Source organism: Streptomyces sp. enrichment culture, assembly GCF_964273255.1.
Taxonomy (GTDB): Bacteria; Actinomycetota; Actinomycetes; order Streptomycetales; family Streptomycetaceae; genus Streptomyces.
Genome location: NZ_OZ186835.1, coordinates 5355560 through 5374970 on the forward strand (window position 1 = coordinate 5355560; position 19411 = coordinate 5374970).

14 protein-coding genes are annotated in these 19411 nt (G+C 73.2%); 10 read left to right on the plus strand and 4 right to left on the minus strand.

The window, feature by feature from the left end; genetic code table 11:
* Nucleotides 1-283 precede the first annotated feature (283 nt).
* The 4 genes from ACSU53_RS23275 to ACSU53_RS23290 form a co-directional block, all read right to left on the minus strand.
* The gene (locus ACSU53_RS23275; RefSeq protein WP_437030639.1) at nt 284-2698 is read right to left on the minus strand and encodes a transglutaminase TgpA family protein; all 2415 of its coding nucleotides are present in this window, start codon (nt 2696-2698) and stop codon (nt 284-286) included.
* Entirely contained in the window at nt 2698-4062 is a 1365-nt protein-coding gene (locus ACSU53_RS23280; protein ID WP_437030641.1) for a DUF58 domain-containing protein, read from the minus strand. The genes ACSU53_RS23275 and ACSU53_RS23280 overlap by 1 nt, the downstream gene beginning before the upstream one ends.
* Nucleotides 4062-5135, minus strand: coding sequence for an AAA family ATPase (locus ACSU53_RS23285; RefSeq protein ID WP_437030643.1), 1074 nt, complete (start codon nt 5133-5135; stop codon nt 4062-4064). Before ACSU53_RS23285 ends, ACSU53_RS23280 begins: the two co-directional genes overlap by 1 nt.
* Before the next feature lie 260 nt (nt 5136-5395).
* Nucleotides 5396-5944 (minus strand): beta-class carbonic anhydrase, encoded by a 549-nt coding sequence (locus ACSU53_RS23290; RefSeq protein WP_437030645.1) that lies wholly within the window; start codon nt 5942-5944, stop codon nt 5396-5398.
* Nucleotides 5945-6369: 425 nt separating this feature from the next.
* Here ACSU53_RS23290 and rsmH point away from each other — a divergent pair, with 425 nt between their 5' ends.
* The 10 genes from rsmH (at nt 6370) to ACSU53_RS23340 (ending at nt 19137) form a co-directional block, all read left to right on the plus strand.
* Entirely contained in the window at nt 6370-7374 is a 1005-nt protein-coding gene (gene rsmH, locus ACSU53_RS23295; protein WP_437030647.1) for a 16S rRNA (cytosine(1402)-N(4))-methyltransferase RsmH, read from the plus strand.
* Between the two features lie 58 nt (nt 7375-7432).
* A complete protein-coding gene (locus tag ACSU53_RS23300; RefSeq protein ID WP_437030648.1) occupies nt 7433-7927 on the plus strand; it encodes a hypothetical protein in 495 nt (164 codons plus the stop codon).
* A gap of 5 nt (nt 7928-7932) precedes the next feature.
* Entirely contained in the window at nt 7933-9891 is a 1959-nt protein-coding gene (locus tag ACSU53_RS23305; RefSeq protein ID WP_437030650.1) for a peptidoglycan D,D-transpeptidase FtsI family protein, read from the plus strand.
* Nucleotides 9892-10222: 331 nt separating this feature from the next.
* Nucleotides 10223-11743, plus strand: a complete 1521-nt coding sequence (locus ACSU53_RS23310; protein WP_437033362.1) for a UDP-N-acetylmuramoyl-L-alanyl-D-glutamate--2,6-diaminopimelate ligase — start codon at nt 10223-10225, stop codon at nt 11741-11743.
* A 4-nt stretch (nt 11744-11747) separates the two neighbouring features.
* Complete coding sequence (locus ACSU53_RS23315) at nt 11748-13169, plus strand: UDP-N-acetylmuramoyl-tripeptide--D-alanyl-D-alanine ligase (RefSeq protein WP_437030652.1); 1422 nt, start codon at nt 11748-11750, stop codon at nt 13167-13169.
* Nucleotides 13169-14260 carry a phospho-N-acetylmuramoyl-pentapeptide-transferase gene (gene mraY, locus ACSU53_RS23320; RefSeq protein WP_362090170.1) on the plus strand — a complete coding sequence of 364 codons (1092 nt, stop codon included), beginning with the start codon at nt 13169-13171 and terminating at the stop codon, nt 14258-14260. Before ACSU53_RS23315 ends, mraY begins: the two co-directional genes overlap by 1 nt.
* Nucleotides 14242-15684, plus strand: coding sequence for a UDP-N-acetylmuramoyl-L-alanine--D-glutamate ligase (gene murD / locus ACSU53_RS23325; protein ID WP_437030654.1), 1443 nt, complete (start codon nt 14242-14244; stop codon nt 15682-15684). The genes mraY and murD overlap by 19 nt, the downstream gene beginning before the upstream one ends.
* Nucleotides 15685-15866: 182 nt before the next feature.
* Nucleotides 15867-17216 (plus strand): putative lipid II flippase FtsW, encoded by a 1350-nt coding sequence (gene ftsW, locus ACSU53_RS23330; protein ID WP_437030656.1) that lies wholly within the window; start codon nt 15867-15869, stop codon nt 17214-17216.
* 6 nt (nt 17217-17222) lie between these two features.
* Nucleotides 17223-18317, plus strand: coding sequence for an undecaprenyldiphospho-muramoylpentapeptide beta-N-acetylglucosaminyltransferase (gene murG / locus ACSU53_RS23335; protein WP_432055212.1), 1095 nt, complete (start codon nt 17223-17225; stop codon nt 18315-18317).
* Nucleotides 18318-18342: 25 nt separating this feature from the next.
* Entirely contained in the window at nt 18343-19137 is a 795-nt protein-coding gene (locus ACSU53_RS23340) for a cell division protein FtsQ/DivIB (protein ID WP_437030658.1), read from the plus strand.
* The last annotated feature ends 274 nt before the right edge of the window (nt 19138-19411 follow it).

Below are 19411 nucleotides of genomic sequence, written 5' to 3' on the forward strand. Positions count from 1 at the left end.
CCTCCCGGCCCGCTCACGCCCGTGCCGCTCAGCGCCCAGCCGGCACCGCCCTCCCGGCCCGGTCACCCCCCTGCCGCTCAGCGCCCAGCCGCTGCACCCCCGCTCAGCCGCACCCACCCCCCCCCGCCCCGAACCCGCACCGAGGCCACCTGCCCCGCGCCCGGACGCCGAAGGGGGCGGGTCCAGCCGAAGCCGTACCCGCCCCCACGCGAACCCGGGAGAGCCCTGTCCTGCCGTCCTGCCGCTCTGCCGCTCTGCCGTCCGGCCGCCCGGCCCGTCCCCGTCAGCCCTGCTGCCGCGAGGTCCGGCGCCACGACGGGCGCCAGGACGGGCGCCACGTCGGCCGGAGTGCCGCGGCGCGGTCGCGGACCCCGGCCCACCACGCCGACGCCCGCCAGACCACGCGCACGGTGGAACGCGGGGCGAACCGGGCCCGCAGCCGGGTCCCGCGTCCCGACGCGGCCCGCAGGCCGGTGATCACGCGCCGGACGTCGTCCGCCAGACCGGCCGCAGGACGGGGACGCGGTGCGTAGAGCACCTGCTCCACCGCGTCCGCCACCCGGTGCACCGAGGCCGCGGCCTCGTCGTCGAGCCGGCCCAGCCGGACGATCCGGGCGGCTGCCTTGCGGGGCGTCAGGGAGTCGTCGGGGGAGACCCCGTGGTCCCAGGCCGAGTCCGTCAGCTCGTCCCAGAGGGCCAGGACGTACGGGGCCGCGTCGGCCTCCGAGCGTCCGTGGCCGCCCAGCCGCGCCGCACGGGTCCGCAGCCGCCACAGCATCGGCGACAGCGGCACCAGCAGCACCGCGAGCCCGCCCAGGGCCCACAGCAGCATCGCGTACCACCTCGGGCCGTCGTCACCGGCAGCCACCACGGCCTCGGCCGACTCGCTCGGGCAGGCACCGTCCAGCCGGATCCGCTCCAGCGTGCAGCCCTCGGTCGCCGACGGGGCCGCGGACGGGGCCGCCGAGGTCTCCTCCGACGGCGCGGCCGGGTCCGGGATCGCGTCGTCCGTCGTGTCGGGCTGGGTGTATGACGGGATCGAGCCCCGGGTGGGCGTCGGCTCGAAGCGCGTCCAGCCGATGCCCTCGAAGTACAGCTCGGGCCAGGCGTGCGCGTCGCGCAGCCCCACCGACACCGTGCCGTCCGCCTGTGGGGTGCCGGGCGCGAAACCGACCGCGACCCGGGCCGGTATCCCGAGGGACCGGGCCATCGAGGCCATGGCGAACGAGTAGTGCACGCAGAAGCCCTGCTTGTCGCGCAGGAAGCGGGCGATGGCCCGGGAGCCGCTGCCGACGTCCACCTGGGTGTCGTACTCGAAGCCGCCGCTCACCGCGAAGTAGTCCTGCAGCAGCACCGCGCGGTCGTAGTCGCTCGCCGCGCCCCTGGTCACCTCACGGGCGGTCCGGTGCACCACCTCCGGCAGCGAGTCCGGCAGCTGGGTGAACTCCCGCTTCAGCGCGGCCAGCGGTTCCGGCGCGCCGGCCAGCTGCTCCGCCGTGGGCCGGACGTCGAGGCTGCGCACCTCGTAGGTCAGGCCCCGGGTGCTCTGGCCGTGGTCGCCGACCAGCGTCATCCCGACCGGTTCGTAGCGCCAGTCGCCCCGGATGCTCACCCGGCTCGGCGGATACGGCATCGGCAGCCAGTCCTGGCCGTACCAGTCCGCGGCGGAGATCGTCGTGCCGACCTCGGTGCGCTCGATCTCCGGGCCCAGGCCCGGCGGGGTCGGGAACGTGCCGTCAGGCACCGTGGTGATGGACCGCTTGGACGGCTTCCAGGTCGTGCCGTCGAAGTCGTCCAGCGAGACGATCCGCAGGTACAGGTCGGAGGTGTCCTCCAGCTCGGTGCGCACCGACAACACCTGGCGGTCCTCGTTCACGTTCAGCGAGTCGCGCAGCGACACCAGCGGGTTCACCGCCGAGATCGTGCCGCCGCCCCCGCTGCCGCGTCCGACCCCCGAACCGGCCGGGTCCAGCAGGCCGCCGTCCATCGCGGGCAGCGCCAGCGGCACCACCAGGGCGATGCCGAGCGCGACCACGCCGATCCGCCGGCCCGTGCGCACCGGGGCGGACGCGCCGGACGACTCGCCGTCCATGCCGCGTGGGGCACCGCCGAAGACCCGCCCCCACTGGGACAGCCGGTCGCGTCCCTCGGCGAGCAGCAGCATCAGATAGCCCGCCGCCGCCAGCAGGAACCACAGCCAGTCGCTGCCGCCGTCGGCCAGTCCCGCCGCCACCGAGTACAGGGCGAGCAGCGGGAGCCCGGCCGGGGCGGCGCTGCGGAACGTCACCGCCAGCGCGTCCACCAGCAGACCGATGATCAGGACCCCGCCGATCAGCATCAGCCGGATGCCGTCGGACAGGGGAGCCGGTATCGCGTACCGGTTGACGTCGTTGCCGCCGCTCTCCAGCAGCTCGGCGAAGAACCGGATCGCCTCCGGCCCCGGGATCAGGCCCGCGAAGGCGTGCTCCCGGGCGAAGACCAGGGTCAGCAGGAACAGGGTGACGAGCAGCTGGGCCGCCACCGTCACCGGCCGGGCGAGCGGCACCCTGCGGGCCGCCGCCCCCACGCCCGCCTGCACGGCGAGCAGGAACGCCGCCTGCATCAGCCAGGTGGCCGGCCTGACCAGGGGCAGCAAGGCGCTCGCCGCGAGCAGCGTGGCCCCCCACGAGGCCAGCGTCAGCCGTATCCGCCCGCTCATCACGGTCCCTCCCCGCCGTTCGCCGAGGCCAGGCCGGAACGCTCCCGCTCCGCCAGCCGCCACAGCCCTTCCAGCGCCGCACCGCGGGGTACGCCGACCGCCGTCCAGCCCGCCTCGCGCAGCATCCGCAGGGTGTCCCCGCTCCCGCTCAACGTGCCGGACCCGGCGGCGGGTTCCCGCAGCCAGCTCTCCCGGCTCAGCACGAAGGCCAGGGCGCCGCCGCTGCGCTGCCGCATCCGGGCGCACACGGCCGCCTGCTCCTCGTCCAGGTCGCCGAGGAAGGCCACCAGCAGCCCCTCGTTCCCGCCGCGCAGCACGTCGTACGCGCGGGACAGGCCCGCGCCGTCGGAGTGGTCGACCACGGCGAGGGTGTCCATCATCAGACCGGCCGCATCGGCCGACTCCTGGCCGGCGCCCGCGAACCCGTCGGAACCGGCCTCGCCGGGCACCACGGTGCCCGTGTCGGTCAGCAGCCGCACCGAGAAGCCCCGCTCCAGCATGTGCACCAGCACCGAGGCGGCGCCCGACACCGCCCACTCGAAGGCCGAGTCGGGTCCGGCGCCCTCGAAGGCGATGGCCCGGGTGTCCAGCAGGACCGTGCAGCGGGCGCGCTGCGGCTGCTCCTCGCGGCGCACCATCAGCTCGCCGTAGCGGGCGGTGGAGCGCCAGTGCACCCGGCGCAGGTCGTCGCCGTAGCGGTACCCGCGCGGGATCACGTCGTCCTCGCCCGCCAGGGCCAGGGCCCGCAGCCGTCCGTCGCCGTAGCCCTTCGCCTCGCCGCCGAGCCGTACCGGCGGCAGCGGCTCCACCCGGGGCACGACGGTGAGCGTGTCGTACGTGGAGAAGGACCGGGTCAGCTCGCACATGCCGAAGGGGTCCGACAGGCGCAGCTGGAGCGGCCCCAGCGGGTACCGGCCGCGCAGGTCGGAGCGGACCCGGTAGGACACCTCGCGGCGCCCGCCCGCCTCCACCCGGTCCAGGACGAAGCGCGGGCGCGGACCGAGGACGTAGGGCACCCGGTCCTGGAGCATCAGCAGACCGGTGGGCAGCCGGGAGACGTTGTCCATCCGCAGGTGCACCCGGGCCTCCGACCCGGCCGGCACGCGCGCGGGGGAGAGCCGCCGGCTGGCCGCGACGCGGTAGCGGGTGCGGTACAGCACCCCCGCGCAGACCAGGGGCAGCACCGACAGCAGCAGCCCGACCCGCAGCAGGTCGCTCTGGCCGAGCACGTACGCGCAGATCGCGGCGGCCACCCCGGCGGCCAGGAAGGAGCGCCCGCGGGTGGTGAGTCCGGCCAGGGCGGTGCGCACACCGCCCTTCTCGCCGCGTCCGCCCTCGGCCCGGACCGCCCCCGCGGCGGACATCACAGCCTCCGCGGCGGGTGCTGGCCGTACCCCGGGACGCTCGGTGCCGGACCGAAGCCGGACTGCTGCGGGGCCGCCGCCGGGACCGGCGTGCTCTGCAGGATCTCCTGCACGACCTGCTCGGCGGTGCGGCGGTTGAGCTGCGCCTGGGCGGTGGGCAGCAGCCGGTGGGCGAGCACCGCCACCGCGAGGGCCTGCACGTCGTCCGGCAGGGCGTACTCCCTGCCGTTCAGGGCCGCCGCCGCCTTGGCCGCGCGCAGCAGGTGCAGGGTCGCGCGCGGCGAGGCGCCGAGTCTCAGGTCCGGGTGGGTGCGTGTGGCCCCGACCAGGTCCACCGCGTACCGGCGGACCGGCTCGGCGACGTGCACGCCGCGCACCGCCTCGATCAGCTTGAGGATCTCGTGCGCGTGCGCCACCGGCTGGAGGTCCTCCAGCGGGGAGACGCCGCCGTGCACGTCCAGCATCTGCAGTTCGGCCTCGGGACTCGGGTAGCCGACCGAGACACGGGCCATGAAGCGGTCGCGCTGGGCCTCCGGCAGCGGATACGTGCCCTCCATCTCGACCGGGTTCTGCGTCGCCACCACCATGAAGGGGCTGGGCAGCTCGTAGGTCTTGCCGTCGATGGTGACCTGGCGCTCCTCCATCGACTCCAGGAGCGCGGACTGCGTCTTGGGCGAGGCGCGGTTGATCTCGTCGCCGATCACCACCTGCGCGAAGATGGCGCCCGGCTTGAACTCGAAGTCGCGGCGCTGCTGGTCCCAGATGGACACCCCCGTGATGTCCGAGGGCAGCAGGTCCGGCGTGAACTGGATCCGCCGCACCGAGCAGTCGATGGACCGCGCCAGCGCCTTGGCCAGCATTGTCTTGCCGACTCCCGGGACGTCCTCGATGAGCAGGTGTCCCTCGGCGAGCAGCACGGTCAGCGAGAGCCGCACGACCTCGGGCTTGCCCTCGATCACGCCTTCCACCGACCCCCGCACGCGCTCCGCGACGGCGGTCAGATCATCCCCCACCCTCGAATACGCTCGGTCGGGGGCGCCCCCATGGCTCGCTCGATCGTCAAAGGTCGGCACCCGGCCCTCCTCGGCCTTTCCCCGCGCTCCCGCGGTGGGAGCGGGGGCACATGTTCCCGGGCCGACGCATCGCTGTGCGGACCGGCCCACCCCGAATCACGGATGCCACGCGGGAAAGGTTCCGCGCGACACCACTCCCGCATTCTTGCCGCCGTTACCGATTCGTGTCACTCGCCTGTGGACAACCGGCGGCGATATGTCAGGTCGTATGACCTTTGTACGTCCTGGGGTCTCCGGGGCGCGAACGGGCGGGCAGCAGGTCAGGCGGGGTCGATCTCCCGCAGCAGGCCGCTCTTGACGTCGAAGACGAAACCGCGGACGTCCCCGGTGTGCAGCAGGAACGGCGAGGTGCGCACCCGCTGCATCGACTGCCGCACGTCCTGGTCGACGTCCCGGAAGGCCTCCACCGCCCAGGCCGGGCGCTGGCCGACCTCCATCTCCAGGTCGTGCCGGAACTCCTCGGTGATCGACTCCAGGCCGCAGTTGGTGTGGTGGATCAGCACCACGCTGCGCGTGCCCAGGGCGCGCTGGCTGATGGTCAGCGAGCGGATCACGTCGTCCGTGACGACGCCGCCGGCGTTGCGGATGGTGTGGCAGTCACCGAGTTCGAGGCCGAGTGCCGCGTGCAGGTCGAGGCGGGCGTCCATGCAGGCCACGACCGCGACCCGCAGTACGGGGCGGGCGTCCATGCCGGGGTCGGTGAAGGCCGCGGCGTACCGATGGTTGGCGTCGACCAGGCGGTCGGTGACCGTCTCCTCGCCGAGTGCCGCGCCACCTGAGCCTGCGGGGACCGATGCAGAAGTCGTCATACTCATGACGGTAATGCTCACCTCCCGCCGGGGCGCGTCATGAGACGGGACAAAGAACCGCATCGGACTTTGTTGTGAGGTAATCCACAGGGGCGATGTGATCTGCCTCCTCTGGGTGAATTGTCCCCCTCCGGGGCTTGTTCCGCGCCCGGACGGGCGACGCGCAGGCCGGTTGATTGACCGGGCGACACCGTGGACTAAAGTGGCGCGAAGCGGGAGGCGAGGCCCTCCCGCCCGACTGTTTTTCCAGGGAGACCCGGGCCCGCCCGGGGATCTCCTCGCGTGCGCGGCGCGTACGCACGGCTCGGCCTCCTCCCGCTCCCGGCCTCCTCCCGCTTCCGGCGCCGACAGGCCGCCCCGTCACCGGGTCAGGGCGGGGACCCGGCGGTGCGTCACGGCCGGGCCGGATGTGAGAGGGCCCATCAGTGACAGGGCGCGAAGCGCTTGAGAACGCCGGCGACGGCGAGCGGGGGGCGGGGCCGGCCCGGCACGTCCCGGTCATGCTCGACCGCTGCCTGGACCTGCTCGCCCCCGCCCTTGAGCGGCCCGGAGCGGTGGTCGTCGACTGCACCCTCGGCCTCGGCGGCCACAGCGAGGCCCTGCTGCGGCGCTTCCCCGAGGCCCGGCTCGTCGCCCTGGACCGCGACAAGGAGGCCCTGCGCCTGTCCGGCGAACGGCTCGCCCCCTTCGGCGAGCGGGCCACCCTGGTGCACGCCGTCTACGACGAGCTGCCCGACGTCCTCGCCCGGCTCGGCCTGCCGCGCGTGCAGGGCGTGCTGTTCGACCTCGGGGTGTCCTCCATGCAGCTCGACGAGGCCGACCGCGGCTTCGCCTACGCCCAGGACGCCCCCCTCGACATGCGCATGGACCAGACGGCCGGCGTGAGCGCCGCCGAGGTCCTGAACACCTACCCGCCCGGCGACCTCGTGCGCATCCTGCGGACCTACGGCGAGGAGAAGCAGGCCAAGCGGATCGTCGCCGCCGTCGTCCGCGAGCGCGAGAAGGAGCCGTTCACCCGCAGCGCGCGCCTGGTGGAGCTGATCCGCGACGCCCTGCCGCAGGCCGCCAAGCGCACCGGCGGCAACCCGGCCAAGCGCACCTTCCAGGCCCTGCGGATCGAGGTCAACGGCGAGCTGGCCGTGCTGGAGCGGGCGGTCCCGGCCGCCGTCGCCGCCCTCGACGTCGGCGGACGCATCGCCGTGCTGTCGTACCACTCCCTGGAGGACCGGCTGGTCAAGCAGGTGTTCGCGGCCGGAGCCGCCACCACCGCCCCGCCCGGCCTGCCCGTCGTCCCCGAGCGGTACCAGCCCCGGCTCAAGCTGCTCACCCGAGGTGCCGAACTCCCCACCGAGGAGGAGATCGCCGAGAACCGGCGCGCGGCCCCCGCGCGGCTGCGCGGCGCCCAGCGCGTCAGGGAGCACCTGGAGTAACGGCGCCCGGCGAGGGGACGTGCACACGGGCAGGAAGAACGAACCCAGGGGAGCGTGAGTGAGCAGGAAACCCGAACTGAGGGGGAGGGCGGCCCGACTCGCGCGGCTCCTCCCCGCCGGACGGGCCAGGGCGGCCCGCACCCCCTTCGTCCTCCTCGTCGTCCTCCTCCTCGGCGGCGGACTGATCGGCCTGCTGGTGCTGAACTCCGCGCTCAGCGAGGGCGCCTTCGAGCTCGACGACCTCAAGCGGGACACCAAGAACCTCACCGACGAGGAACAGGCCCTCCAGCGGGACATCGACGCCCACTCCGCGCCCGACGCCCTCCAGCGCCGCGCCCGCGACCTCGGCATGGTCCCCGGCGGCGACCCCGCCTTCCTGGCGCCCGACGGCAGCATCAAGGGCGTCCCCGGGCCCGCCGCCTCCGGCGCGCCCCGCGTCCCGGCGCCCGAGGCGATGGCCACCGCGACGGTCCCGCTGCCCAGCGCCGCCGCGTCCGTCCCCACGGGCGCCCCCGCCCCCACGCCCGCCCCCTCGACGAACCCCGGCAGGTGACGGAAGTGTCCGACAGGCAACCGCCGCGCCGCCGGGTGCCCGGCCCCGCCAGGTCCGCCGGCCGGCCGGACGCGCGCCGCCGCCCGGCGCCCGGCGCCCGGCCCGCCCGGCGCCCGGGCCCCGCCCGCCCGGCCCCCAAGGCCATCCGGCTGGGCAGCCCGCGCCCCCGGCTGCGCCTGGTCGGCCTGGCCCTGACCCTGGTGCTCCTGGCCTTCGTCGTGCGCCTGGTGCAGGTGCAGGCCGTGGACGCGAGCACCTACGCCTCCAAGGCCGAACAGAACCGCTACGTCGGCCAGGTGCTGGCCGCCGAGCGCGGCGAGATCACCGACCGCCACGGGGTCGCCCTCGCCACCAGCGAGGACGCCTACGACATCACCGCCGACCCGACGATGTTCGCGCCCGACGAGCTGGAGATCCCCGACGGCCCCGAACAGGCGGCGGCCCTCCTCGCGCCGATCCTCGGCCAGAGCCAGGAGAAGCTGGTCGACAAGCTGCGGCCGGAGAACGAGAAGCTGCGCTACGTCAAGCTGGCCGGCCGGCAGACCCCGCAGGTGTGGAAACAGATCAAGGACCTGAGGTCCGCGCTGGCGAAGAAGACGGAGAGCGACGACGCGGCCGTCAACGTCCTCGCCGGCGTCTTCTCCGTGCCCACCAGCAAACGCGTGTACCCCAACAACGAGCTGGCCGCCGGGATACTGGGCTGGGTCAACGCCTCCGGCAAGGGCGGCGGCGGCATCGAGCTCCAGCTGAACGAGCAGCTGGCCGGCAAGGACGGCAAGATCCGCTACGCCCAGTCCGGCGGCCGGCTGGTCCCCACGGCCGGTTCCACCGAGACCCCGGCGGTGCCCGGCAGCGACATCGAGCTCACCATCGACCGCGACATCCAGTGGGCCGCGCAGAACGCGATCAGCAAGCAGGTGGAGAAGTCCCGGGCCGACCGGGGCTACGTCATCGTCCAGGACACCCGCACCGGCGAGGTCCTCGCGATGGCCAACGCCCCCGGGTTCGACCCCAACGACCTCTCCGACGCCGACCCCGCCACGCTCGGCAACGCCGCCCTCCAGGACGCTTTCGAGCCCGGCTCCACCGCCAAGGTGATGTCGATGGCGGCCGTGCTGGAGGAGAACGCCGCCACCCCGGACACCCACGTCGTGGTGCCCAACCGGCTGCACCGCGGCGACCGGCTGTTCAAGGACGACGTCGACCACCCCACCTGGTACCTGACGCTCAACGGCGTCCTCGCCAAGTCCAGCAACATCGGGACGATCCTGGCCACCGGACAGCTCGGCAAGACCCAGCCCGCCGCCAACAAGGTGCTGTACGACTACCTCCGCCGGTTCGGCCTCGGCAGCCACACCGGACTCGGCTTCCCGGGCGAGACCAAGGGCATCCTGGCACCGCCCGACCAGTGGTCGACCTCCCAGCAGTACACGATTCCTTTCGGCCAGGGCGTGTCCGTCAACGCCATGCAGGCGGCCTCGGTCTACTCCACCATCGCCAACGGCGGCGTGCGCATCGAGCCCACGCTGGTGCGCGGCAGCAAGGGCCCCGACGGCCGCTTCACCCCCGCGCCGAAGCCCGAGAAGCGGCGGGTGGTCAGCAAGAAGACCGCCACGACCCTGGCCCGGATGCTGGAGTCGGTGGTCGACGACGAGGAGGGCACCGGCACCAAGGCCCGCATCCCCGGCTACCGCGTCGCGGGCAAGACCGGCACCGCCAACCGCGTGGATCCGGCCACCGGCAAGTACCACGGCTACACCTCCTCCTTCGCCGGGTTCGCGCCCGCCGACAAGCCCCGGATCACCGTCTCCTGCGTGATCCAGAACGCCACCCGCGGCAGCTACTTCGGCGGCCAGATCTGCGGACCCGTCTACAAGCAGGTCATGGAGTTCGCCCTGAAGTCGCTCCAGGTCCCGCCGACCGGGGCCGAACCCGCCAGACTGCCGGTCACCTTCACCCCCTGACCGTCCGCCCCCGACCGCCGCCCCCCCGTCCGGCCCCCGTCCCGGGCCGGGCACTCCCCGGCCGTACGCCCGCGTACGCCGGCCGTCCCCCGTCCCTCCCGAGCCCCCGCGCCCCGCACACCGAGCCACCAGGAACCACCCCGTGACCACGAACCACCCGGACTCCGGAACACCGCACCTCCCGTCCACCCCGGCCGCCCGCCCGGCACCCCCGCCCGCCCGCGACGGAGGTGAGCCGGGGCCCCGCTTTGGCTCCGACGCGGCCGGGCCCGGTACGCTCACCGCCGTGCCACACCCTGATCAGTCGCAAACCACCCAGAAGGGCCACCCCGTGACCTATCCGGGACCGCCCCGGCCGGTGCAGCCGTCCGCCACACCCCTGGCGGACCTCGCCGGTCAGCTGGGTGCCCCCGCGCCGGAACACGCCCCCGAGGTCACGGGCATCACCCACGACTCGCGGGCCGTCCGGCCCGGTGACCTGTACGCCGCCCTCCCGGGCGCCCGGGTGCACGGCGCCGACTTCGTCACCCAGGCGGCGAGCCTCGGCGCGGTCGCCGTGCTCACCGACCCCGGCGGGGCCGAGCGCGTCGCCGCGGCCGGACTCCCGGCGCTGGTGGTCGACGACCCGCGGGCGCGGATGGGCGAACTGGCCGCCACCATCTACGGCCACCCGGGCCGCGACCTGCTGCAGATCGGCATCACCGGCACCTCGGGCAAGACCACCACCGCCTACCTCGTCGAGGGCGGCCTGCGGACCGTCCGCAGCACCGGGCTCATCGGCACCGTCGAGATGCGCATCGGCGACGAGCGGATCAAGTCCGAGCGCACCACCCCCGAAGCCACCGACCTCCAGGCCCTGTTCGCCGTCATGCGCGAACGCGGCACCGAGGCGGTCGCCATGGAGGTCTCCAGCCACGCCCTGGTGCTCGGCCGGGTCGACGGCTGTGTCTTCGACATCGCGGTCTTCACCAACCTCAGCCCGGAGCACATGGAGTTCCACTCCGGGATGGAGGACTACTTCCAGGCCAAGGCGCAGTTGTTCACCCCGGCCCGCAGCCGGTTCGGCGTGGTCAACGTGGACGACGAGTACGGCCGCCGGCTCGCCATGGAGTCCGGCGTCCCCGTCGTCACCTTCTCCGCCGAGGGCCATCCCGACGCCGACTGGCGGGCCGAGGACGTCAAGGTGGGCCCGCTGGACTCGACGTTCACCGTGGTCGGCCCGAAGGACGAGCGGATCTCGGCCACCTCCCCGCTGCCCGGGCCCTTCAACGTGGCCAACACCCTCGCCGCGATCGTCGCCCTGGCCGCCGCCGGGCTCGACCCGCAGGCCGCCGCCGACGGCATCGCCGCCGTCCCGGGCGTGCCGGGCCGCCTGGAGCGGGTGGACGAGGGGCAGCCGTACCTGGCGGTGGTGGACTACGCCCACAAGACCGACGCGGTCGAGTCGGTGCTGCGCGCCCTGCGCCGGATCACCGAGGGCAAGGTGCACGTCGTCCTCGGCTGCGGCGGCGACCGCGACCGCAGCAAACGGGAGCCGATGGGCGCCGCCGCCGCCCGGCTCGCCGACACCGCCGTCCTGACCTCCGACAACCCCCGCTCCGAGGACCCCCTGGCGATCCTCGCGGCCATGCTCCAGGGCGCCGCCTCCGTGCCCGCCCACGAGCGCGGCGAGGTGCAGGTCTTCGAGGACCGCGCCGCCGCGATCGCCGCCGCCGTCGCCCGCGCGGAGCCGGGCGACACCGTGCTGGTCGCCGGCAAGGGCCACGAGCAGGGACAGGACATCGCCGGGGTGGTGCGTCCGTTCGACGACCGCCAGGTGCTTCGCGAAGCCATCAAGAAGACCCAGGGATGAACTTGTGATCGCCCTCTCCCTCGCCGAGATCGCAGAAGTCGTCGGCGGGCAGCCGCACGACATACCGGATCCGTCCGTCCAGGTCACCGGCCCGGTCGTCCGGGACTCCCGGGAGGCGGTCCCCGGCAGCCTCTTCGTCGCCTTCGTCGGGGAACGCGTGGACGGCCACGACTTCGCCGCGTCGGTCGTGGAGGCCGGCGCGGCGGCCGTGCTCGGCTCCCGCCCGGTCGGAGTGCCCGCCATCGTCGTCGACGACGTCCAGGCGGCCCTCGGGGCCCTCGCCCGGCACGTCGTACGGCGCCTCGGCGCCACCCTCGTCGCCCTCACCGGCTCGGCCGGCAAGACCAGCACCAAGGACCTCATCGCCCAGGTGCTCCGGCAGAAGGCGCCGACCGTCTTCACCCCCGGCTCGCTCAACAACGAGATCGGGCTGCCGCTGACCGCGCTCACCGCCACCGAGGAGACCCGGTTCCTCGTCCTGGAGATGGGCGCGCGCGGAATCGGCCACATCCGCTACCTCACCGGTCTGACGCCCCCGCGGATCGGACTCGTCCTGAACGTCGGCTCCGCCCACATCGGGGAGTTCGGCGGACGCGAGCAGATCGCCCTGGCCAAGGGCGAACTCGTGGAGTCCCTCCCGGAGGACGGCACCGCGATCCTCAACGCGGACGACCCCCTCGTGCGCGCCATGGCCTCCCGAACGAAGGCGAAGGTACTCCTTTTCGGAGAGTCCGGCGAAGCGGACGTACGCGCCGAGAACGTGCGACTCACGGACAGCGGGCAGCCCTCCTTCAGACTTCACACACCCTCCGGTGCAAGTGATGTGACCATGCGCCTGTACGGTGAGCACCACGTGTCGAACGCGCTCGCCGCGGCCGCCGTCGCCCACGAGTTGGGCATGTCCGCAGACGAGATCGCCCGTGCGCTCTCCGAGGCGGGCTCCCTCTCCCGCTGGCGCATGGAGGTCACCGAGCGACCGGACGGCGTGACGGTCGTCAACGACGCCTACAACGCGAACCCCGAGTCCATGCGGGCCGCCCTGCGCGCCCTGGCAGCCATGGGCAGGGCCTCCCGGGCCGCAGGGGGACGCACGTGGGCGGTGCTCGGCAAGATGGCCGAGCTCGGGGACGAGGCGCTCGCCGAGCACGACGCGGTCGGACGGCTCGCCGTCCGGCTCAACGTCAACAAGCTCGTCGCGGTCGGGGGCAGGGAAGCCGCCTGGCTGCAACTGGGCGCATATAACGAGGGTTCGTGGGGTGAGGAGTCGGTGCACGTGTCCGACGCACAGGCGGCGGTCGACCTGTTGCGCAGTCAATTGCGCCCGGGAGACGTCGTACTCGTGAAGGCGTCCCGTTCGGTCGGGCTCGAGAGCGTGGCGCAGGCGCTCGTCGGGACCGGGGCCGAGGGTGAGGTCGCCGCCCGATGATGAAGCAGATCCTGTTCGCGGGAGTCATTGGCCTCTTCCTGACGCTGGTCGGCACCCCGCTGCTGATCAAGCTGCTGGCCCGCAAGGGCTACGGCCAGTACATCCGTGACGACGGCCCGCGCGAGCACGCCAGCAAGCGCGGTACGCCCACCATGGGCGGCATCGCCTTCATCCTGGCGACGGTCATCGCGTACTTCCTGGCCAAGATGATCACCGGCTACCTGGACGAGGACGTCGACGCCGGGCCGACGTTCTCCGGCCTGCTGGTGCTGGGCCTGATGGTCGGCATGGGTCTGGTCGGCTTCCTCGACGACTACATCAAGATCGTCAAACGGCGCTCGCTCGGCCTGCGGGCCAAGGCGAAGATGGCCGGCCAGCTGATCGTCGGCATCGCCTTCGCGGTCCTGGCGCTGCAGTTCGCCGACAACCGCGGCAACACCCCGGCGTCCACCAAGCTGTCGTTCATCACCGACTTCGGCTGGAGCATCGGCCCGGTGCTGTTCGTGGTGTGGGCGCTGTTCATGATCCTCGCCATGTCCAACGGCGTGAACCTCACCGACGGTCTGGACGGCCTCGCCACCGGCGCCTCCGTCCTGGTCTTCGGCGCCTACACCTTCATCGGCGTCTGGCAGTTCCAGGAGTCCTGCGCCAACGCGCAGACCCTCACCAACCCGGGCGCCTGCTACGAGGTGCGCGACCCCCTCGACCTGGCGGTCGTCTCCGCCGCCCTGATGGGCGCCTGCCTGGGCTTCCTGTGGTGGAACACCTCGCCGGCCAAGATCTTCATGGGCGACACCGGTTCGCTGGCGCTCGGCGGCGTGCTCGCGGGTCTCGCGATCTGCTCCCGCACCGAGCTGCTGCTCGCCATCCTCGGCGGCCTGTTCGTCCTCATCACCATGTCGGTGGTCATCCAGGTCGGTTCGTTCAAGCTCACCGGCAAGCGGGTCTTCCGCATGGCGCCACTCCAGCACCACTTCGAACTCAAAGGCTGGTCCGAAGTCCTCGTGGTGGTCCGCTTCTGGATCATCCAGGGCATCTGTGTGATCGTCGGACTCGGCCTCTTCTACGCGGGATGGGCAGCGGACAAGTGACCTCCACGGGGCCTGACGACTTCAGCGGCCGGCGCATCACCGTCGCCGGGCTCGGCGTGTCCGGCGTCCCGGCGGCGAAGGTGCTGCACGGCCTGGGCGCCCACGTCACCGTCGTCAACGACGGCGACGACGAGCGCGCCCGGGCCCAGGCGGCCGAACTGGAGAAGCTGGGCGTCACCGTCCGCCTCGGCGACGGGGACACCCTGCCCGAGGGCACCGGCCTCGTCGTCACCGCCCCCGGCTGGCGGCCGGACAAGCCGCTGTTCGCCGCCGCCGAGCGGGCCGGCGTCCCCGTCTGGGGCGACGTCGAACTGGCCTGGCGGCTGCGCGGCCCGGACGCCGCGCCCTGGCTCGCGGTCACCGGGACCAACGGCAAGACCACCACCGTGCGCATGCTCGCCGCCATCCTTGAGGCGGCGGGCCTGCGCACGGCCGCCGTCGGCAACATCGGCGTCTCGCTGCTGGACGCGGTGACCGGCGAGGAGACGTACGACGTCCTGGCGGTCGAGCTGTCCAGCTACCAGCTCCACTGGGCGCCGTCGCTGCGCGCCCACTCCGCCGCCGTGCTCAACCTCGCCCCCGACCACCTCGACTGGCACGGCTCCATGGCGGCCTACGCCGCCGACAAGGGCCGCGTCTACGAGGGCAACCGGGTCGCCTGCGTCTACAACGCGGACGCCACCGGCAAGCCGTCGACCGAGGACCTGGTCCGGGAGGCAGACGTCGAGGAGGGCTGCCGCGCCGTCGGCTTCACCCTCGGCGCGCCCGCGCCCTCCCAACTCGGCGTCGTCGAGGGCATCCTCGTCGACCGCGCCTTCGTCGAGGACCGGCACCGCAGCGCCCAGGAGCTCGCCGAGGTCTCCGACGTCCGCCCGCCCGCCCCGCACAACATCGCCAACGCCCTTGCGGCGGCGGCCCTCGCCCGCGCCTACGGCGTCCCGGCGAGCGCGGTGCGCGACGGACTGCGGGCCTTCACGCCGGACGCCCACCGCATCGCGCACGTGGCCGACGTGGACGGCGTCGCCTACGTCGACGACTCCAAGGCCACCAACACGCACGCGGCCGAAGCCTCGTTGGCGTCCTACGACCCGATCGTGTGGATCGCCGGCGGCCTGGCCAAGGGCGCGACCTTCGACGAACTGGTCGCGGGCGCCGCCCGGCGGCTGCGCGGCGTCGTCCTGATCGGCGAGGACCGCGCCCTGATCCGACAAGCCCTGGCGCGACACGCCCCCGAGGTACCAGTGGTCGACCTCGACCGGACCGACACTGGGGCCATGCTCCAGGCCGTCCAGGAGGCGCGGCGGCTCGCACGGCCCGGCGACACGGTGCTGCTGGCGCCGGCCTGCGCCTCGATGGACATGTTCGCCAACTACATCCGGCGCGGTGAGGCGTTCGCCCAGGCGGTGCGCGAACTCGGCGCCTGACCCGGCCGCCTGCGCCGGGCGACCTTGGGAGGGACGCGTGGGACCGTCGAGGGCCTGTTGTGCGGATCCGGCCGGCTCCGGCCGACGCCGCCCCGCGACCGGGCCGGGCGGCCGGTGCCGCGTACGCCCGCGGGACGGCCGGGCACCGGAGGCCGGCCGTCCGGGACACCGCGGGGGCCGCGATGCCCGGTAGCCGCACCGGCGGGCCCCCCGTGGCCCGCACCCGCCCGGCCGACGCGGGCCGTCCCCGGCGCGAGAACCCGGTACTCGCCTTCCACCTGCGCGCCCGGCGGGCCTGGGACCGCCCGCTGACCGCCTACTACCTCATCCTCGGCGGCAGCTCGCTGATCACCGTGCTCGGTCTGGTGATGGTCTACTCGGCCTCCCAGATCACCGCCCTGCAGATGTCGCTGCCCGGCTCCTACTTCTTCCGCAAGCAGCTGCTCGCCGCCGTGATCGGATCGGTGCTGCTGCTGGCCGCCTCCCGGATGCCGGTGCGGCTGCACCGCGCGCTGGCCTACCCGATCCTCGCGGGCGCCGTGTTCCTGATGGTGCTGGTCCAGGTGCCCGGGATAGGGGTCGCGGTCAAAGGCAACCAGAACTGGATCGCCCTCGGCGGCTCCTTCCAGATCCAGCCCAGCGAGTTCGGCAAGCTGGCCCTGGTGCTGTGGGGCGCGGACCTGCTCGCCCGCAAGCACGACAAGCGGCTGCTGACCCAGTGGAAGCACATGCTGGTGCCGCTGGTCCCGGCCGCGTTCATGCTGCTCGGACTGATCATGATCGGCGGCGACATGGGCACCGCGATCATCCTCACCGCGATCCTCTTCGGCCTGCTGTGGCTGGCCGGCGCCCCCACCCGGCTCTTCGTCGGCGTGCTGTCGGTCGCCGCGGTGATCGGCGCGATCCTCATCCGGACCAGCCCGAACCGCATGGCCCGGCTGGCCTGCCTCGGGGCCACCGAACCCCAGGCGGGGCCGGTGGACTGCTGGCAGGCGGTGCACGGGATCTACGCGCTGGCGTCCGGCGGCATCTTCGGATCCGGACTGGGCGCGAGTGTGGAGAAATGGGGCCAACTGCCAGAAGCCCACACCGACTTCATCTTCGCCGTCACCGGTGAGGAACTGGGCCTGGCGGGGACGCTGTCGGTGCTCGCCCTGTTCGCCGCTCTAGGCTATGCGGGTATCCGCGTGGCCGGACGCACGGAGGACCCCTTCGTGAGGTATGCCGCGGGAGGCGTGACCACCTGGATCACGGCCCAGGCCGTGATCAACCTCGGTGCGGTCCTCGGACTGCTGCCGATCGCCGGCGTCCCGCTCCCGCTGTTCTCCTACGGGGGATCCGCCCTGCTGCCGACCATGTTCGCCATCGGGTTGCTGATCGCCTTCGCGCGCGACGAACCCGCTGCGCGGGCGGCGCTTGCGATGCGGCAACCCCGCTTTGGTAGAAAGCGGGCCGGGGGTTCTCAGGGCCCCCGGAGATGGAACACGATGCGACGGCGTGCCCCGGGGGCGCGTCCGTCCGGAGAGCGGTGAATTTCGGTGCATGTCGTACTCGCCGGCGGAGGAACCGCGGGCCACATCGAGCCCGCGCTCGCCCTCGCGGACGCCCTGCGCAGGCAGGATCCGACCGTGGGCATCACGGCCCTGGGCACGGAGCGCGGCCTGGAGACCCGCCTGGTACCCGAGCGCGGGTACGAACTGGCGTTGATCCCCGCCGTTCCGCTGCCGCGCAAGCCCACTCCCGAGCTGATCACCGTGCCGGGCAGGCTGCGCGGCACCATCAAGGCGACCGAGCAGATCCTGGAGCGCACCAAGGCCGACGCCGTGGTCGGCTTCGGCGGCTACGTGGCGCTGCCCGGTTACCTCGCGGCCAAGCGGCTCGGCGTGCCGATCGTCGTCCACGAGGCCAACGCCCGCCCGGGACTGGCCAACAAGATCGGCTCGCGGTACGCGGCCCAGGTCGCGGTGTCCACGCCCGACAGCAAGCTGCGCAACGCCCGTTACATCGGCATCCCGCTGCGCCGGGCCGTCGCCACGCTGGACCGGGCGGCCGTGCGCCCCGAGGCCCGGGCCGCCTTCGGGCTGGACCCCAACCTGCCCACGCTGCTGGTCTCCGGCGGCTCGCAGGGCGCCCGCCGGCTCAACGAGGTCGTGCAGCAGGTCGCCCCGTGGCTCCAGCAGGCCGGGATCCAGATCCTGCACGCGGTCGGTCCGAAGAACGAACTGCCGCAGGTGCAGCAGATGCCGGGGATGCCCCCGTACATCCCGGTAAGTTACCTGGACCGGATGGACCTCGCGTACGCCGCGGCCGACATGATGCTCTGCCGCGCGGGCGCGATGACCGTCGCCGAACTCTCCGCCGTCGGACTCCCGGCCGCCTACGTCCCGCTGCCCATCGGCAACGGCGAACAGCGGCTGAACGCCCAGCCGGTGGTCAAGGCGGGCGGCGGACTGCTGGTCGACGACGCGGAGCTGACGCCCGAGTGGGTGCAGCAGAACGTACTGCCCGTGCTGGCCGACCCGCACCGGCTGTACGAGATGTCCCGCGCCGCCGCCGAGTTCGGCCGCCGGGACGCCGACGACCTGCTCGTCGGCATGGTGTACGAGGCGATCGCCGCCCGTGCGCCCCGTTAGACGCGTATGACGGAAGGCAGGGAGCGTGGCCGGATCGACGACCGCCGAGCGCGGTGAACGCCGGCGGGAGTCGTCCGGCCCGCCGCCCGTACGGCGCCTCGGCCTGAGGCGCCTGCGCCTGCTCGTCCTGCTCGGCATCGCCTTCGCCTTCCTCGGCAGCGGCAGCTTCTGGCTGCTGTACGGATCCGATCTGGCGCGGCTGGAGAAGGTGTCCGTCAGCGGCACCCGGGTCCTGACGCCGAAGCAGGTGCGCGAGGCGGCCGACGTCCCTCTCGGCGGGCCGCTGATCTCCGTGGACACCGGGGCGATCGAGGCCCGCCTGGCGCGTGAACTGCCCCGGATCGACACCGTCGAGGTGGTGCGCTCCTGGCCGCACGGCCTGGAGCTGAGGGTGACGGAACGCAGCCCCGTCCTGCTGGTGCGCAAGGGCGGGAAGTTCGTCGAAGTGGACGACGAGGGCGTCCGGTTCGCCACGGTGACCAAGGCCCCCCGCGGTGTCCCGGAGCTCGACCTGGACCTTCCCCGGCGCGGCTCCGCGGCCGCGAGCGTGCGCCGCTTCGGCGAGGACCGGCTGGTGCGGGAGGCGGTCCGGGTGGCCCGCGACCTCCCCGCGTCCGTGGCCCGCACCACCCGGAAGGTCGAAGTCCGTTCCTACGACGCCGTCTCGCTGGAGCTGAAGGACGGGCGGACGGTCGCCTGGGGGAGCAGCGAGAAGGGGCCGGACAAGGCCCGCACGCTCACCGCTCTCATGAAAGCCGTCCCGGACGCACGGCACTTCGACGTGAGTGTCCCCACCGCTCCGGCGTCATCAGGGAGTTGACGGGTATCCGTGCAGGCCAGCACCCTGGTTGGGCAGCGCTACGCCTGATCACATAGGGTGAAAAGAAAAACGGGAGGTTCGGCGTGTTCGTTGAACGTGCGCCACTTGTCGACTTAGTGTCCTGTTCAGAAGACTCCAGGGAACAGACACACTGGTAACCCTAAACTTCAACGTTAGGGTTCGGGTCGGCGATACGGACCGTCCCAATCGGCATCAGTCGTCGGATCGCGGCAAGGCCGTGAGGCGGCGACACGTAACTCGAGGCGAGAGGCCT

Coding starts and splice junctions, on each gene's coding strand:
- murD (WP_437030654.1), top strand. CDS start 14,242: ATGGGCAGCGGACAAGTGACCTCCACGGGGCCTGACGACTTCAGCGGC.
- ACSU53_RS23290 (WP_437030645.1), bottom strand. CDS start 5,944: ATGACGACTTCTGCATCGGTCCCCGCAGGCTCAGGTGGCGCGGCACTC.
- ACSU53_RS23275 (WP_437030639.1), bottom strand. CDS start 2,698: ATGAGCGGGCGGATACGGCTGACGCTGGCCTCGTGGGGGGCCACGCTG.
- ftsW (WP_437030656.1), top strand. CDS start 15,867: ATGCCCGGTAGCCGCACCGGCGGGCCCCCCGTGGCCCGCACCCGCCCG.
- mraY (WP_362090170.1), top strand. CDS start 13,169: ATGAAGCAGATCCTGTTCGCGGGAGTCATTGGCCTCTTCCTGACGCTG.
- ACSU53_RS23280 (WP_437030641.1), bottom strand. CDS start 4,062: ATGTCCGCCGCGGGGGCGGTCCGGGCCGAGGGCGGACGCGGCGAGAAG.